General features: G+C 61.4%; 15 protein-coding genes. 1 reads left to right on the forward strand and 14 read right to left on the reverse strand.

Annotated elements, in window-relative coordinates; translation table 11 throughout:
* Positions 1-6: 6 nt before the first annotated feature.
* Positions 7-1,110 carry a DUF3108 domain-containing protein gene (locus GS_RS13705; protein WP_235044902.1) on the reverse strand — a complete coding sequence of 368 codons (1,104 nt, stop codon included), beginning with the start codon at positions 1,108-1,110 and terminating at the stop codon, positions 7-9.
* 90 nt (positions 1,111-1,200) lie between these two features.
* Between GS_RS13705 and GS_RS13710 the strand changes: the two genes are divergently transcribed.
* The gene (locus tag GS_RS13710; RefSeq protein ID WP_164930457.1) at positions 1,201-1,374 is read left to right on the forward strand and encodes a hypothetical protein; all 174 of its coding nucleotides are present in this window, start codon (positions 1,201-1,203) and stop codon (positions 1,372-1,374) included.
* On the opposite strand, the gene GS_RS13715 is transcribed toward GS_RS13710, so the two are convergent.
* The 13 genes from GS_RS13715 to GS_RS13775 all read right to left on the reverse strand — a co-directional run bounded on the left by GS_RS13715 (position 1,371) and on the right by GS_RS13775 (position 15,088).
* Positions 1,371-1,832, reverse strand: a complete 462-nt coding sequence (locus GS_RS13715; protein ID WP_010943364.1) for a hypothetical protein — start codon at positions 1,830-1,832, stop codon at positions 1,371-1,373. The genes GS_RS13710 and GS_RS13715 overlap by 4 nt on opposite strands.
* 205 nt (positions 1,833-2,037) lie before the next feature.
* A complete protein-coding gene (gene omcC / locus GS_RS13720; RefSeq protein ID WP_010943365.1) occupies positions 2,038-4,344 on the reverse strand; it encodes a C-type polyheme cytochrome OmcC in 2,307 nt (768 codons plus the stop codon).
* Positions 4,345-4,378: 34 nt separating this feature from the next.
* Positions 4,379-5,074: a cytochrome c gene (locus GS_RS13725; protein ID WP_010943366.1), complete on the reverse strand. Its 696-nt coding sequence runs from the start codon at positions 5,072-5,074 to the stop codon at positions 4,379-4,381.
* Between the two features lie 15 nt (positions 5,075-5,089).
* Positions 5,090-6,301: a hypothetical protein gene (locus tag GS_RS13730; protein WP_010943367.1), complete on the reverse strand. Its 1,212-nt coding sequence runs from the start codon at positions 6,299-6,301 to the stop codon at positions 5,090-5,092.
* Between the two features lie 143 nt (positions 6,302-6,444).
* A complete protein-coding gene (locus tag GS_RS13735; protein ID WP_010943368.1) occupies positions 6,445-7,098 on the reverse strand; it encodes a TetR/AcrR family transcriptional regulator in 654 nt (217 codons plus the stop codon).
* Between the two features lie 478 nt (positions 7,099-7,576).
* The gene (gene omcB / locus GS_RS13740; protein WP_010943369.1) at positions 7,577-9,811 is read right to left on the reverse strand and encodes a C-type polyheme cytochrome OmcB; all 2,235 of its coding nucleotides are present in this window, start codon (positions 9,809-9,811) and stop codon (positions 7,577-7,579) included.
* A 34-nt stretch (positions 9,812-9,845) separates the two neighbouring features.
* Positions 9,846-10,541, reverse strand: a complete 696-nt coding sequence (locus GS_RS13745; RefSeq protein WP_010943366.1) for a cytochrome c — start codon at positions 10,539-10,541, stop codon at positions 9,846-9,848.
* A gap of 15 nt (positions 10,542-10,556) precedes the next feature.
* Positions 10,557-11,768 carry a hypothetical protein gene (locus GS_RS13750; protein WP_010943367.1) on the reverse strand — a complete coding sequence of 404 codons (1,212 nt, stop codon included), beginning with the start codon at positions 11,766-11,768 and terminating at the stop codon, positions 10,557-10,559.
* A 143-nt stretch (positions 11,769-11,911) separates the two neighbouring features.
* The gene (locus tag GS_RS13755; RefSeq protein ID WP_010943370.1) at positions 11,912-12,559 is read right to left on the reverse strand and encodes a TetR/AcrR family transcriptional regulator; all 648 of its coding nucleotides are present in this window, start codon (positions 12,557-12,559) and stop codon (positions 11,912-11,914) included.
* 128 nt (positions 12,560-12,687) lie between these two features.
* Positions 12,688-12,897 (reverse strand): hypothetical protein, encoded by a 210-nt coding sequence (locus GS_RS13760; protein WP_144011897.1) that lies wholly within the window; start codon positions 12,895-12,897, stop codon positions 12,688-12,690.
* A gap of 98 nt (positions 12,898-12,995) precedes the next feature.
* Positions 12,996-13,424, reverse strand: coding sequence for a surface-adhesin E family protein (locus GS_RS13765; RefSeq protein ID WP_010943371.1), 429 nt, complete (start codon positions 13,422-13,424; stop codon positions 12,996-12,998).
* 33 nt (positions 13,425-13,457) lie between these two features.
* Entirely contained in the window at positions 13,458-13,793 is a 336-nt protein-coding gene (locus tag GS_RS13770; protein WP_010943372.1) for a c-type cytochrome, read from the reverse strand.
* A gap of 113 nt (positions 13,794-13,906) precedes the next feature.
* Positions 13,907-15,088 (reverse strand): MFS transporter, encoded by a 1,182-nt coding sequence (locus tag GS_RS13775; RefSeq protein WP_010943373.1) that lies wholly within the window; start codon positions 15,086-15,088, stop codon positions 13,907-13,909.
* Positions 15,089-15,105 lie beyond the last annotated feature (17 nt).

Below are 15,105 nucleotides of genomic sequence, written 5' to 3' on the forward strand. Positions count from 1 at the left end.
CCGGAGTCAGTCCCCGGTTTCCGCTGATATGAGTTCCGCCCGCACCCGACCGAGGGAGATGGCCGTGTCCATTCTCACGGGAACCTTGTAAGCATCGTCGGTGACCCAGATCATCATGTCACCGGTTCTCCTGAAGATACCGGCGGTCTTCAGAAGCGGATGGACAACCAGCGTATCAACGGTCCGTCCCCCCGGCAGCGTTACCCCTTCCCGCCGCAGCACCGCGACCGTAGTGGGAGCGTACTCGTTGCTGTCGAACAGGTGGAGCACCACCGGCTGCCCCACCTCAAGCCGTTTGTTTCTAAGGAAATAGAATCCCGAAACAATATCGGTCACGTCCTCCCGCGGCAGGAGATGCGTGGCGTAGCGGTTCCGCAGGCGGTCGGCCCAGAAGGCCTTTTTTTCGCGCATCATCAGGGTAAAGCCGCTGTCCCCCGTGAAGGTTCCTTCCCGCTGCCTGATCCTGGTGATCAGGTAGTTGCCGGCAACGAGCCGGGTTTCTATCACATCATCCACCGGGTATATCGCAGAGATGACCGGATAGGACCTGACGCGCGTGGTGATGGTGACTTCCTCGCGCTCCCGCCCCCGAACCGCCTCGATCATTGCCTCGCCCACGGGAATGCCGAGCATGGTGATCCGGTAGGTGAGCTTTTCCCGGCCCGGTGCGAGAAACTCCCCAGCCCGGCGCAACGGCGGCATGACCTCCAGGTGCTGCGGCCTGGCAGCAGGGGCTGCATCAGCCACGGCCTCGAATGATGCGGCGGGCTCAGACACGGGGGCAGCTACAGCCGCGACCTCCGGCGCTACAGGCGACAGAGCCTCGGCGGCCGGGGCGGCTTCGCGGGCGACTGACGAAGCGTTCGGCTGGTCCGCGCGCTCCGGAGCTGTAGCGACGCTCCGCTCGCCTGGCGGCACCGTCTCCCCTGGGTCGACGCTCTCACGCGGCGACTGCACCTCAGGGAGAGGCGGAACAGACGTCTCCGGTTCGCGGAGCGAAATGCTGACGTCCGCCATGGGCAGAACCGGTGTACCCAGATCGAGAATGCCGATGCTCGGGAATACACACAGTCCCGCCACGTGCACAAGCCCGGAGAGTACGACAAACACAGCGAATCGATATGATTTAACCGGCAAATCCATGCATGGTCCGAAGCGCAGAGGGGGTACCGGAGCGCCCCCTCTGCGCTGCATCTATAGATGGAATCGTATCGGCAACCGGACGTCCCGGCTCCGCATCCCCGGCGTCACGCCATCGCCGAGCGGCCCCCAAGCACCCACCCCGGCCACGACCACGCCTCGCCCGAAGAACTGCCGGGGCCCATGAACCCCGGCGCGATCCGGTGCAACGCCGCTGACCCGATCGTTACTTAGTGTCCCTTCCCCTTGCCTTTTCCTTTACCCTTTTCCGTGCCGTGATGATGATCATCGTGGGAAGCATGGGATGGCTTGCCGGTCAGGGCAAAATCACCTCTCTTCAGGGCATGGAACTCGGTGGAGCCGGGCTTGATGCCGAGACGCTTGGCAATCACCCCCCATCCCTTGCCCTGATTGGCCTGATAGGTCTTCAGCACTGTTTCGTACGGTTTATGGGTCATCTGCCCCAACTGGTAGACCATAAAGGCATCCGCAGGCTCCCGGACCGACCCCAGCACCACGCTGACCTGTGCGCCGGGCACACCGAACTGAGCGCTCAGCCTGCCGGCAAAACCGGTCGGATCGGCCCTTGCCTCGACATTGAGATTGCCCAGAAAACCGTCGAGGCCGCCGGCGGCCAATGCCGCCGAACCGATAAAGATCATCACGAGTAGTACCGCAAAAAATCGTTGCATGGCGTATTTTCTCCTTTTCACGTTGCTCCGGCAAGCTCCTTTTTTCGCATCACGGAGGGATTGCAGACATTCCCGGTGAACCCGGCAGCTGTCCTCGCGCAGCGGCGGGGCAGACTGCGCCTGAAAAGTGCAAGGCCGGCCCCCCGGAGGGAGACCGGCCTTGCGGTTGTGCATCGGATGATGCGCCGGAACGTCGCGTCCGCTATTACGGACGGGTCGCCCCGAGGTAGGCCTTGGCGGCCGTTGCCGTGGCGCTGTCCAGTCGAGCCGCCGTTACCTGGGCATCGATCGCAGCCGTGACGTCGTTGTTCAGTACGCCGTCAAAGATGAAGTCGATGGAATCCCAGATCAAACGCTTGCTGTAGAAGCGGTTGTGGGCATAGCCGCCCGGATCGTGGATCAGCAGGTTGGCGTTGAATGCAGCGCCCATGACATCTTGCCAGAGGGCAAGCCCGTACACGCCAGCCCAGTTGGTGAAGGCGTTCGAGGAAACAGTCTCCCCAGGATCGGCAATGCCGTTGGCATTCGTATCTCTGTAGAAATACGGATGGGCGTTGAAGAAGAGGATTCCCTTGCCGGCCAGAGCCGCTTTGAGGGCTTCAAGGGATGCCACGTACTCTTCTTCTTCGGCGGTCAGTCCCTCGGGGGTGAGCGCAAAGGTACCGGCATGGCAGGTGACGCAGGCAGTGCTGGTAATGGCAGTGATGGCGCCCGTGCCGTCCTTGGTCACCGGCAGGAACAGGTGCGAGGTCGGGGTGGTCATGTGGCAGCCGGCGCAGGGGCCGTTGGTGCCGGTGCCGGGGGCAGCGGCGGTGCCGATCTTGTCATGCTGGAAGAAGGCCGGATTGGCGTAGCTGCGGGTTGCGTACTCATAACCGGTGGTGCCGAACAGCTGGCCGCCTGCGGTGAGATAGTGGGAGTTCACGAAGCCAAGGATACCATCCGCGTCGGTGATTGCCTTGATGTTGTCGCCAACTTCACGCCCGAGGTGACACCCCATGCACACGTTAGACCCTTTGATATCAGGATAGGAAACCGTAACGTCCAAACCGGTAGTTCCAGTGCTCGTTGAGTTGATCCCAGGATAAACCTCGGTGATGGCCCCGGGGTTGCGCAGCTCACCGGTGCCGGCCTTGGTGTGGCAGCCCCAGCAGTAGAGCAGTTCGTTCTGGTCGGACCGCTTGTTGCTGCTGGTCCAGCCGGCCAAATGAGTGAAGCTGTTGCCTGCGCCGGTCCTGTCATATCCGGCGGGGTTGTTGAGGAAGTTCGAGGCGCCGGTCGAAGTGTGGCAGCGCTGGCAGGCGCCGCGGCTGGCAGTATCGTCCCAGTTGTAGTGGGTCCAGCCGGGAGCCGTGGCGTCGGTGGCGCCGGCCTTCATGACATCGTCCACTTCAGCCGCGCCGGAGCTCGCCAGGGCCGCTGCGGCCACCTTGGCCTGGAGGAGCTTGCCACCATGGGCCGACTGTCCCCAGTCGAGGAAAATAGTGTTAGGCCGGTCCGCTCCGGCCAGCCGCCGGGTGTTGGTCTGGAACTCGTGACCGTGGCAGTCGAAGCAGGGGTTGGCGGTATTGCGCCGGATTACATACCCTTCGATCGTGGTGCCGCTGGCCGTGGTCTTGGATTCCGGGAAGTCGTAGTGGGTCGAAGGCAGGGTCCGGAACCAACGGGTGTTGTGGTAGAAGGGGGCCGTGGTCACGCTCTTGGTGCCGGAGCCGACGGCGTTGCTGGTGAAGATCTGGAGAACGTTGCCGCTGCCGATCAGGGTGCCGGTCATGGTGTTGACGGTGTGGCAGCTGGTGCAGAGGTCGTACTGATCATTGATGCTGTTGCGGTTCGGATCCCAGGCCACCGTCCGCCGGCTATTCGGCACGCCGGCCGTCGAGATCTGGGTGAAGACCTGACGCTGAGCCCCGCCGTGCTGATGGCAGGTGGCGCACGTCATGACGTTGAAGGTCTCGGGGTCCTGGGGATACACCGGCTGGTAGGCGGCGTTTCTCAGGATGTTCCCGTCGCCGGTGAAGCCCGCCTGTGCCCCGAAAATGGCTCCTTCGTGGGAGTGACAGCGGCTGCAGAGGTTTTCCTTGGCCTCTTCCCCGCCAAAGGGGTTGGCATGGTTGCCGTTGACGAAATTGGGCGAGCTGCTCAGGGGAGCAATCACACCATTGTGGCAGGAGGCGCACCGGGCGGCTATCTGGGCCTCACTCTGGCCGGCCAGCGGGAACGGCAGGGGACCGACGCCATTGTGCTGGGCGCCGCCGCCGTGGCAGCCTTCGCAGCCGACACCCTTGCTGTAGTGGAATGAGCGGGTGTACTGCGTGATGATGGACTCGCCGGTCAGCGGATCCACGACAGCGCTGTGACACTGGACGCAAGCGGTATCGCCCACGGTTGCCACGCCGCCAGGGCCGGTTCCGACCGTCCCCTCCTTGTTTTCGGAGCCGCAGCCGGCAAGCGCCGCCGCGAACAACGAAACCGCAAGCACAGCAGAATACTTTGTTACTTTTCTACTCATGCCATTTCCTCCTTGTGGTGTGTGGTGCTCTCAATTAGTACGTACCAGGAAGGTGACACTTCGTGCACACCCGGCTCCCGGCCCGATCCTTGTAATTGTTCTTGATGCTGTTCCAGTTCCGCGGGTGCGGACTCGTCTTACCGCTGGAGTGGCACTGGATGCACACATCCCCCTCGGGGTGACACGTCTGGCACGACTGCAGGTTGCGGCGTGCCTCGATTGCGTGCTCACCAAGCCCGAAGCTGTACTTCTGACCGTTCGGTCCCAGCATCAGGTGAGACTTGATCCGCAGGGATCCCTTCGGGAACCGGGCGTGGCACTCGTTGCAGTACGACTGGTCGTGGCAACGCGTGCAGGTCTGAGGGTTGTCCAGAGCCTTGGTCGGGTGGATGCTCAGGAAGTTGCTCCGGTGGCTCTTGGGTACGTAGTCCCTCATGAAGGTCCGCGTCGACAGGTCGGCTTCGATCCCGCCGCCCTGGTGACAGTCGAGGCAGAATTGCTGGACGTGGCAGTCCGCGCAGTTCTTTCCCGCTCGGCTGGCCACGACGCGGTGACCACGAACCCAGTCGGCGTCATGGTTGGGGGCGATGCCCTCACCCTTGTGGCACGCATTACATTCGCCGATGGGGGTGGTGGCGTACTCCTTGTGCGACATCTTGTCGGCCAGTGCCATCTGGACCGTGAAGGCCGACACCGTCAGGAGCAAGAGCGCGATAAACCATTTCTTCACGGATTTCCCCCCTTTCTAGAAGTCGTAGTCAAAGACGAAACGCCCTTGAACGTCGTTGTCGTAGACCGCGTTGACGTTGTTCTCGACGCGCAGGGACGCCGACATGTTCTTCGCCAGGCGGTACTTGCCCCCTACCCAGTACAGCCGCGCGATCTCGTCGTCGGACAGTACGTCCCGCTGGTAGGTGTCGTAGGCGATGCCGCCGGACAGTTGCAGGCTCTTGGTCACGTCATAGTACGCATCGGCAATGAAGCCGTGGGTCTTGCCGTTGTAGCCCTGGTTGTTGTCGTACTCGAAGTTGAGTTGCAGCGGCTCCACCGGACGGACGCTCAGACCCGCCTGGTAGATGTTGCCGTTGGCGCCGCCTTCGAACCACTGGCGGGTGTAGCCCCCGTGTACCGCGATCTGCTCGGTGATCGTGTAGTCGGCACGGAACACTGCTTCCTGGTACCGATCGACCGCGAACACGGAGTAGATCGAGGTGGCGTCGAATACCGGGTAGCTCTGGTACCATTCTCCCGTCAGAACCAGGTTCGAGGTGGGATAGTACTTGGCTCCGGCCAGCACCTCGCTGAAGGTCTCCGATACCACGTCGTACCGCGTGTTGCCGTAGACCCGCAGGTTGTTGAACAGGTACTGCTTGACGCTCGCTCCCAAGGTGTCGCGGGCGATGTTCCAGTCGTCCCACTTGCGGAACCAGCTCACCTCCAGGTCCGTTGATTTGAACCCGTTCAGGTAGGCCGCTACACCCAGCGCGAGGTCGCCGCCGTGACCGTTTTCCTCGTCCAGCGAGAAAATCACGTTCCGGCCCCCGAATACCGTCAGCCCTATCGGGCCGGCGTTGTTCAGGTCTACCTGACCGCCGTCGATGATCGCCGTGCCTGCCGCTAGGTTGACGAACTGACGGCCAAGGCGGATGTCCAGTTTGTCGAACAGTCCCCGGTACTCGCCGTACAGGTAGTAGAGCCTGCCGTTGAACCCTTCTCCGTTGTTCAGGTCCTGCGTCATCCGCCCGTAACCGAACAAAGAGGCCTTGCCAGCCTTGTCCAGGTTCGTGACCGACATCCGCAGGTACTCACCCAGCTCTATCTGTCTCTGATCGTTGAAGTAGTTGTTGAACCAGAGCAGCTGGGTCGAGCTCCTGCCATGGATCTCTGCGGACCAGGCCGTGGACGCGGTCAGCACGGAACCGAGCAGGAGCAGTCGAGTGAACCCTTTGATTCCCATTAAGTGGACCTCCTTTCTTCATTCTATCTGCAACTCGAAGCTTGTTCCGGCAGGATCACGGCGGCTGCTGACATCACCTCCTTCGGCCGTCTCCCGTCCCTATCACAACCGTTGATCACTTTTGGCGCGTCTGATCAGCGCGGTTACGATGCCCTGGCATAGTCCGTACGGCCGATACCGCCCGTGCCGTGGACAAACATCCGGACGAATTCCCGCACGGCCTTCTCTCGGTCCGTGGGACGGTACTGCTTGCGCAGCAGTACCTCTTCGATATTGAAAAAACAGTAGAACATGGCGTGAAACACCCGCGCACCAAGCTCGGGGTCGAAACTGCCGATGCTGCCCCGCTGCTGCAGCTCACGGAAATAGGACGCGATCACTTCGAACAGCTCGTCCAAAAACGTGTGGTACACCCCCAGCAGCTTCTCAGGCGAGCGCTGGACCTCCGCGTGCATGATCCGAAGCCAGTCCTTCAGCTGGATCAGCGTGTCCAAAAGGATGTTCGCCATGGCCGCCAGCGCATCCTCGTAGGGCATGGCGAGCGCCCGGGGCACGAAGGCGCGCAGCGACGGCAAAATGGAATAACGGGTGATCGCTTCTTCGAGAAGTTTTTCTTTGGAGGGAAAATGGCGGAAGAGCGTCACCTCCGCGATGCCCGCCTGTCGGGCGATCTCGCGGGTCGTGGCTCCCAGGTACCCCTTGGTCGAGAACAGACCGAGGGCCGTTTCGAGGATCCGCTCATGGGTCACGGTAAACGGATCGAACGGGCCTTCACCTTTGACAACCGAGCACGACAAGGCAACCTCCTTGTCCGTCGTCCCATCAGTGGGACCTGCGCACAACCTTCACTCATGGAAGATCGTGTCTACGTAATGCACTAAACACTCGGAAGAGGGGGAAGCTAGCCAGGCTCCTGCGACTGAAAGCCGGAACGGGCGGTGAAGACAGCCAGTCGGAGCAACTCATGAGCTAATGGGAATGAGTTTAAAGCGGGTTGCCATTTTGTCAAATTTTCGAGGTAAATTAGTCTAAAAAAACTGCATGAGAATGGAACAATGAGAGGAAAAGTCGACGATCACGCTCAGGCGGACAGTTCCCTATCCAATACGTTCGCCTGATAGATCGAGGCGGAAAGCATGATCTGCTTGCGGTATACGTATGCAATCAATAAGTGCACACAGTGTGACAGACAAAAAGAGCAAAGCCGGCCCCCCCAAAGGGAGACCGGCTTTGCGGTTGTGCATCAAATGATGCGCCGGAACGTCGCGTCCGCTATTACGGACGGGTCGTGCCGAGGTAGGCCTTGGCGGCCGTTGCCGTGGCGCTGTCCAGTCGAGTCGCCGTTACCTGGGCATCGATCGCGGCAGTGACGTCGTTGTTCAGCACGCCGTCATAGATGAAGTCGATGGAATCCCAGATCAGCCGCTTGACATAGAAGCGGTTGTGGGCATAGCCGCCCGGATCGTGGATCAGCAGGTTGGCGTTGAACGCTGCACCCATGACGTCTTTCCAGAGGGCAAGTCCGTACACACCGGCCCAGTTGGTGAAGGCGTTAGAGGAAACAAGCTCCCCAGGATCGCCAATACCGTTGGCATTCGTATCTCTGTAGAAATACGGATGGGCGTTGAAGAAGAGTATCCCCTTACCTGCCAGGGCAGCTTTGAGGGCTTCAAGGGATGCCACATACTCCTCTTCCTCGGCGGTCAGAGCCTCGGGGGTAAGGGCGTAAGCGCCGGCATGGCAGGTGGCGCAGGCAGTGCTGGTAATGGCGGTAACGGCACCCGTGCCGTCCTTGGTCACCGGCAGGAAGGAGTGAGAGTTCGGGGTGGTCATGTGGCAGCCGGCGCAGGGGCCGTTGGTGCCGGTGCCGGGGGCAGCGGCGGTGCCGATCTTGTCGTGGGCGAAGAAGGTCGGCTTGGCATAGCTGCGGGTTGCGTACTCATAGCCGGTTTTGCCGAACAGCTGGCCGCCGGCGGCGAGGTAGTGGGAGTTCACGAAACCAAGGATACCATCCGCATCGGTGATGGCCTTGATGTTTTCGCCGGCTTCGCGACCGAGGTGGCAGGTCATGCAGACGTTGGAACCGGCGATATCCGGATAGGATATGGTCACAGCTGTGCCAGTAGTTCCAGTGCTCGTGGAGTTAACACCTGCGTAATTTTCGGTGATGGCGCCCGGGTTGCGCAGCTCACCGGTGCCGGCGTTGGTGTGGCAGCCCCAGCAGTAGAGCAGTTCGTTCTGCTTGGAACCGTTGGCGGCAGACCAACCCTGCAGGTGCGAGAAGCTGTTGCCTGCGCCCGTCGGATCATACCCGGCGGGGTTGCTCATGAAATTAGCGGCGCCGGTGGCGGTGTGGCAGCGCTGGCAGGAACCGCGGCTGCTCGCATCCCAGTTGTAGTGGGTCCAGGCGATGGCGGTGGTGTCGTCCACATAGGCGTTCATGGCCGCGTTGACGGCAGCGGCACCGGTCAGGGCGCCAACGGCATTGTACTTGGCGGTCAGCAGGCCACCGGCGTGGGCAGACTTGGCCCAGTCAGTGTGGATCGTAGCATCGCGACCCGGACGGGTGTTGGTCTTCGCCTCGTGACCGTGACAGTCGAAGCAGGGGTTGGCGCCGGTACGGCGAAGAACGTAACCTTCAACCTTGGCGTTGGTGCCACTTGCACCAGCACCGGCCTGGGGACCGGTCGAATAGTTGTCGAAGTGGGTCGTGGCGATGATCCGGTACCAGGTGGTCTCATGGTGACCCACCGTGCCGGTGGCGACGCCGTTGACGGGCACGCCGTTGGTGAGCAGGGTCGAGCCATTGTAGCTGTACATGTTGTGGCAGCTGGTGCAGAGGTCGAACTGGTCAACCGTACGGTTGTTGTTCGGGTCCCAGTTTACGACAGGACCGGCAGCGCCGTTGGTGGCCTTGATGGTGCGCAGTCCGCCGCCGTGCTCGTGGCAGGTGGCGCAGGAAATCTGCGAGTAGGAGCTGACGAGGGGAACCTTGTTCTGGTTGACCGTGTCTTCCAGGGTTGCCAAGTCGCCGGTGTAGCCGGCGATATTGGAGAGAACGGCGCCCTCGTGGGTGTGGCAGCGACGGCAGGTGGCGCCACTGCGGATAGTCTGGATGTTATGCCGCGACTCGGCGAATGCGGTGTCCGAGTTGGTTGCCACGGCAGTGGTACCGTCGTGGCAGTCGGCACAACGGCTGGCGTCGGGCTGAGCGAACGGGATGGGGCCCACGCCGTTGTGCTGCGCGCCGCCGCCGTGGCAGCTTTCGCAGCCCAGGCCTGCTGTGTTGTGGGGTGAGCTCTTCTGATATTGAGCAATGAGGCTCTCGCCGGTCAGAGCTTCGGTTACGGCACTGTGACACTGGACGCAGGCGCTATCGCCCACGGTTGCCACGCCGCCAGGGCCGGTTCCGACCGTCCCCTCCTTGTTTTCGGAGCCGCAGCCGGCAAGCGCCGCCGCGAACAACGAAACCGCAAGCACAGCAGAATACTTTGTTACTTTTCTACTCATGCCATTTCCTCCTTGTGGTGTGTGGTGCTCTCAATTAGTACGTACCAGGAAGGTGACACTTCGTGCACACCCGGCTCCCGGCCCGATCCTTGTAATTGTTCTTGATGCTGTTCCAGTTCCGCGGGTGCGGACTCGTCTTACCGCTGGAGTGGCACTGGATGCACACATCCCCCTCGGGGTGACACGTCTGGCACGACTGCAGGTTGCGGCGTGCCTCGATTGCGTGCTCACCAAGCCCGAAGCTGTACTTCTGACCGTTCGGTCCCAGCATCAGGTGAGACTTGATCCGCAGGGATCCCTTCGGGAACCGGGCGTGGCACTCGTTGCAGTACGACTGGTCGTGGCAACGCGTGCAGGTCTGAGGGTTGTCCAGAGCCTTGGTCGGGTGGATGCTCAGGAAGTTGCTCCGGTGGCTCTTGGGTACGTAGTCCCTCATGAAGGTCCGCGTCGACAGGTCGGCTTCGATCCCGCCGCCCTGGTGACAGTCGAGGCAGAATTGCTGGACGTGGCAGTCCGCGCAGTTCTTTCCCGCTCGGCTGGCCACGACGCGGTGACCACGAACCCAGTCGGCGTCATGGTTGGGGGCGATGCCCTCACCCTTGTGGCACGCATTACATTCGCCGATGGGGGTGGTGGCGTACTCCTTGTGCGACATCTTGTCGGCCAGTGCCATCTGGACCGTGAAGGCCGACACCGTCAGGAGCAAGAGCGCGATAAACCATTTCTTCACGGATTTCCCCCCTTTCTAGAAGTCGTAGTCAAAGACGAAACGCCCTTGAACGTCGTTGTCGTAGACTGCGTTGACGTTGTTCTCGACGCGCAGGGACGCCGACATGTTCTTCGCCAGGCGGTACTTGCCCCCTACCCAGTACAGCCGCGCGATCTCGTCGTCGGACAGTACGTCCCGCTGGTAGGTGTCGTAGGCGATGCCGCCGGACAGTTGCAGGCTCTTGGTCACGTCATAGTACGCATCGGCAATGAAGCCGTGGGTCTTGCCGTTGTAGCCCTGGTTGTTGTCGTACTCGAAGTTGAGTTGCAGCGGCTCCACCGGACGGACGCTCAGACCCGCCTGGTAGATGTTGCCGTTGGCGCCGCCTTCGAACCACTGGCGGGTGTAGCCCCCGTGTACCGCGATCTGCTCGGTGATCGTGTAGTCGGCACGGAACACTGCTTCCTGGTACCGATCGACCGCGAACACGGAGTAGATCGAGGTGGCGTCGAATACCGGGTAGCTCTGGTACCATTCTCCCGTCAGAACCAGGTTCGAGGTGGGATAGTACTTGGCTCCGGCCAGCACCTCGCTGAAGGTCTCCGATACCACGTCGTACCGCGTGTTGCCGTAGACCCGCAGGTTGTTGAACAGGTACTGCTTGACGCTCGCTCCCAAGGTGTCGCGGGCGATGTTCCAGTCGTCCCACTTGCGGAACCAGCTCACCTCCAGGTCCGTTGATTTGAACCCGTTCAGGTAGGCCGCTACACCCAGCGCGAGGTCGCCGCCGTGACCGTTTTCCTCGTCCAGCGAGAAAATCACGTTCCGGCCCCCGAATACCGTCAGCCCTATCGGGCCGGCGTTGTTCAGGTCTACCTGACCGCCGTCGATGATCGCCGTGCCTGCCGCTAGGTTGACGAACTGACGGCCAAGGCGGATGTCCAGTTTGTCGAACAGTCCCCGGTACTCGCCGTACAGGTAGTAGAGCCTGCCGTTGAACCCTTCTCCGTTGTTCAGGTCCTGCGTCATCCGCCCGTAACCGAACAAAGAGGCCTTGCCAGCCTTGTCCAGGTTCGTGACCGACATCCGCAGGTACTCACCCAGCTCTATCTGTCTCTGATCGTTGAAGTAGTTGTTGAACCAGAGCAGCTGGGTCGAGCTCCTGCCATGGATCTCTGCGGACCAGGCCGTGGACGCGGTCAGCACGGAACCGAGCAGGAGCAGTCGAGTGAACCCTTTGATTCCCATTAAGTGGACCTCCTTTCTTCATTCTATCTGCAACTCGAAGCTTGTTCCGGCAGGATCACGGCGGCTGCTGACATCACCTCCTTCGGCCGTCTCCCGTCCCTATCACAACCGTTGATCACTTTTGGCGCGTCTGATCAGCGCGGTTACGATGCCCTGGCATAGTCCGTACGGCCGATACCGCCCGTGCCGTGGACAAACATCCGGACGAATTCCCGCACGGCCTTCTCTCGGTCCGTGGGACGGTACTGCTTGCGCAGCAGTACCTCTTCGATATTGAAAAAACAGTAGAACATGGCGTGAAACACCCGCGCACCAAGCTCGGGGTCGAAACTGCCGATGCTGCCCCGCTGCTGCAGCTCACGGAAATAGGACGCGATCACTTCGAACAGCTCGTCCAAAAACGTGTGGTACACCCCCAGCAGCTTCTCAGGCGAGCGCTGGACCTCCGCGTGCATGATCCGAAGCCAGTCCTTCAGCTGGATCAGCGTGTCCAAAAGGATGTTCGCCATGGCCGCCAGCGCATCCTCGTAGGGCATGGCGAGCGCCCGGGGCACGAAGGCGCGCAGCGACGGCAAAATGGAATAACGGGTGATCGCTTCTTCGAGAAGTTTTTCTTTGGAGGGAAAATGGCGGAAGAGCGTCACCTCCGCGATGCCCGCCTGTCGGGCGATCTCGCGGGTCGTGGCTCCCAGGTACCCCTTGGTCGAGAACAGACCGAGGGCCGTTTCGAGGATCCGCTCCCTGGTTGCATTGAATGAGTCAAACGGCTTGTCGCCTTTGACAACTCCCATTGCCCCTCCCGGTGGGCTGACTATGTAAGCGCTTGCTTACATTTCCGGGCCAAAAAAAAATCTTCAGATCAAGGTTTCTGCACTAATGAGCAAAAGGCGGGCCAATTCCATACCGGGACAATCAACTACTAGAAGTTGATATCGGTTGGCGTGGCGACAACTTTAAACATTTCTGCTATTGGGAAATAAAGCGCTGAAACTGCGAAGAAACAAAGAATGGTCATTGCCGAAGACAAACCGTCACAGAACAACGCCATCCCGCCCTGCCCAAAAACGGCAAAGTCAAAATATTGGCTCAACATTCTGTCAAATGGCGAATTGACGAAGGTGGTGCCCAAAACCGACACCCCGAAAGGGGCCACAAAGAGTAGACAGGGGGGAGATGGGATGAGAAGCGAAGCCGGCACGGACGGGCCGGCTTCGCTTCCGTTGCCAGCTACTGACAGACGGCTTCCTGCAGAAGCCCCAGGCGGGTGAACTCGTCGATCGCCTCCCAGTCGGTCTTGCCCGAGAGGTTGTACTCCCTGATGGGCTCCGCCTTGTCGTCAAAGTGGATGACCTTTTCCAGGCGGGATTTTGCAGCCTTGCAGTCGATGGTGTAGAGGAAGTGGGTGTGGCTCAGGTCCTTGAACGCCGGAGGGTTTCCCATGGTGTCGAGGGCATCGGCTTTGCCCTCCTCGGAATAGATGGCCCTGGTCCACACGGAGACCATCCCCTCCTTGTCCCGGCTCACGGACGAGGAATCATAATAAAAATTGGAGAGCATAGGGTCCTCGTCGAGCACCACCCATTCGGCGGCCAGCACGCTTCCCGCCGTCAACGCGAGGATAGCGACGGCCGAAAGCAGACGTACCACTATCGTCATGACAGAATCCTTTCTCCCGGAGGCGGCTCCGGATTACTTGAAGGTCTTGAGGATATACTCGGCAACGAGCTTGGCATCCTTGTCCGGGATCGCCTTGGCGTCGAAGGTACTCATTCCCGGCCCCGGATTCCGCATGGTCTTGACGATATCCTTCCAGGACGTGATCTTGTTGGCCTTCAGGGACTCTTTGCCGAGGGGCTTCTGGGGGTTCACGATGTTGCCCCCCTCGGGGTGGCACACGGCACAGTGCTGCTTGAACAGCTCTTCGCCGCGCTTCAGGTCCTTGTCCCCCTTGCCTTTGGCGGATGCCACGCCGAACGACAGACCAACCGCCACCACGGCGGCAACTACTGCGATGGAATGTTTCATGTCGATACCTCGTTGTCGGTGAATTTATGCCCCCCGCGACGCCGTGCGGGAAATGCATCCGAATATTTGAAAATGATAGATTGCCCGCGCCTGTTGTCAAGCGGGGTGCTCGGTCAGGAGCTCCGCGGGCTCTGCGCCTCCGGCGGGTCCTCCCTCACCAGGACGAGCAGCAGGATTGACGCCAGGGCTGCCAGCGCCGCGCCGAACAGAAATGCCGCTCCCTGCCCGGCCCTCTCCCAGATCAACCCGAAGAGCACGCTGGCCGGCAGCGCCCCGACGCCCACGGCGAAATGGTACCAGCCAAAGGCGCCGCCCCGGGCCTCGGCGGGGACGAGATCGGCGACGAACGCCTTTTCGGTCCCTTCGGTCATCCCGTAGAAGGTGCCGTAGACGGCGAAGAGCAGCCAGCAGGCCGGCTCGGATGCGGCAGCGGCAAACCCCAGGTACGACAGGGCGTAGACTGCCCAGCCGGCAACGATGACCCGCCGACGGCCGATCCGGTCCGACAGGGCGCCGAAGGGAGTGGACGCCAGCATCTTCACCAGGTGAAAAAAGGCCCACAGCAGCGGGATGCGCGCCGGCGAAACCCCGAGCTGGCTCGCCCGCAGCAGCAGGAAGGCGTCGGAGGAATTGCCCAGCGTGAACAGGACGAGGACGGCCAGGTACCGGCGGAGCCCATCCCTGGGTATCGCCCCCAGAACGCTTCCGTCGCTGGTTCGCTTCCGCTCCACGTCGCGGACCCGCAAAATGATGAGAAGTACGGCCAGAAGCCCTGGTACGGCCGAGAGCCAGAACACGGTCCGCAGGTCCAGGGCGGCGCCGGCCAGGAGCAGGGTGGCGAGCAGGGGGCCCACGAGGGCTCCGGCGTGATCCATGGCCCGGTGAAAGCCATAGGCCTTCCCCCGGACCGAGGGATCGGAAGAGTCGGCGATGAGAGCATCCCGGGGGGAGGTCCGCACCCCCTTCCCCACCCGGTCGGCGAAGCGGATGGCCAGTACCGCGACCGGGCCCGTTGCCGCAGCCACCAGGGGACGTGCCAGGCTCGACAGGGCGTACCCCCCCAGAACCAGCCCCTTGCGGCTTCTGGTCCGGTCGGACACGATGCCGGAGACGAGCTTCAGCAGCGCCGCGGTCGATTCGGCCACTCCTTCGATCACGCCGAGAAACGCAGGGCCGGCACCGAGCACAGTCGTCAGGAAGAGGGGGAGTAGCGGATAGATCATCTCACTGGAGACATCGGTCAGGAAGCTGACCACCCCCAGGATGAGCACGTTGCCGGAGATGCCTGAAAACATGAAACGCCCCGAAATTG

It is taken from the genome of Geobacter sulfurreducens PCA, assembly GCF_000007985.2.
Lineage (GTDB): Bacteria > Desulfobacterota > Desulfuromonadia > Geobacterales > Geobacteraceae > Geobacter > Geobacter sulfurreducens.

Excerpts from the sequence above, each read along its gene's own strand:
- GS_RS13765 (WP_010943371.1), bottom strand. The coding sequence starts at position 13,424 with ATGACGATAGTGGTACGTCTGCTTTCGGCCGTCGCTATCCTCGCGTTG.
- GS_RS13710 (WP_164930457.1), top strand. The coding sequence starts at position 1,201 with ATGGAATCGTATCGGCAACCGGACGTCCCGGCTCCGCATCCCCGGCGT.
- GS_RS13775 (WP_010943373.1), bottom strand. The coding sequence starts at position 15,088 with ATGTTTTCAGGCATCTCCGGCAACGTGCTCATCCTGGGGGTGGTCAGC.
- GS_RS13750 (WP_010943367.1), bottom strand. The coding sequence starts at position 11,768 with ATGGGAATCAAAGGGTTCACTCGACTGCTCCTGCTCGGTTCCGTGCTG.
- GS_RS13715 (WP_010943364.1), bottom strand. The coding sequence starts at position 1,832 with ATGCAACGATTTTTTGCGGTACTACTCGTGATGATCTTTATCGGTTCG.
- omcC (WP_010943365.1), bottom strand. The coding sequence starts at position 4,344 with ATGAGTAGAAAAGTAACAAAGTATTCTGCTGTGCTTGCGGTTTCGTTG.
- GS_RS13730 (WP_010943367.1), bottom strand. The coding sequence starts at position 6,301 with ATGGGAATCAAAGGGTTCACTCGACTGCTCCTGCTCGGTTCCGTGCTG.
- GS_RS13770 (WP_010943372.1), bottom strand. The coding sequence starts at position 13,793 with ATGAAACATTCCATCGCAGTAGTTGCCGCCGTGGTGGCGGTTGGTCTG.
- omcB (WP_010943369.1), bottom strand. The coding sequence starts at position 9,811 with ATGAGTAGAAAAGTAACAAAGTATTCTGCTGTGCTTGCGGTTTCGTTG.
- GS_RS13755 (WP_010943370.1), bottom strand. The coding sequence starts at position 12,559 with ATGGGAGTTGTCAAAGGCGACAAGCCGTTTGACTCATTCAATGCAACC.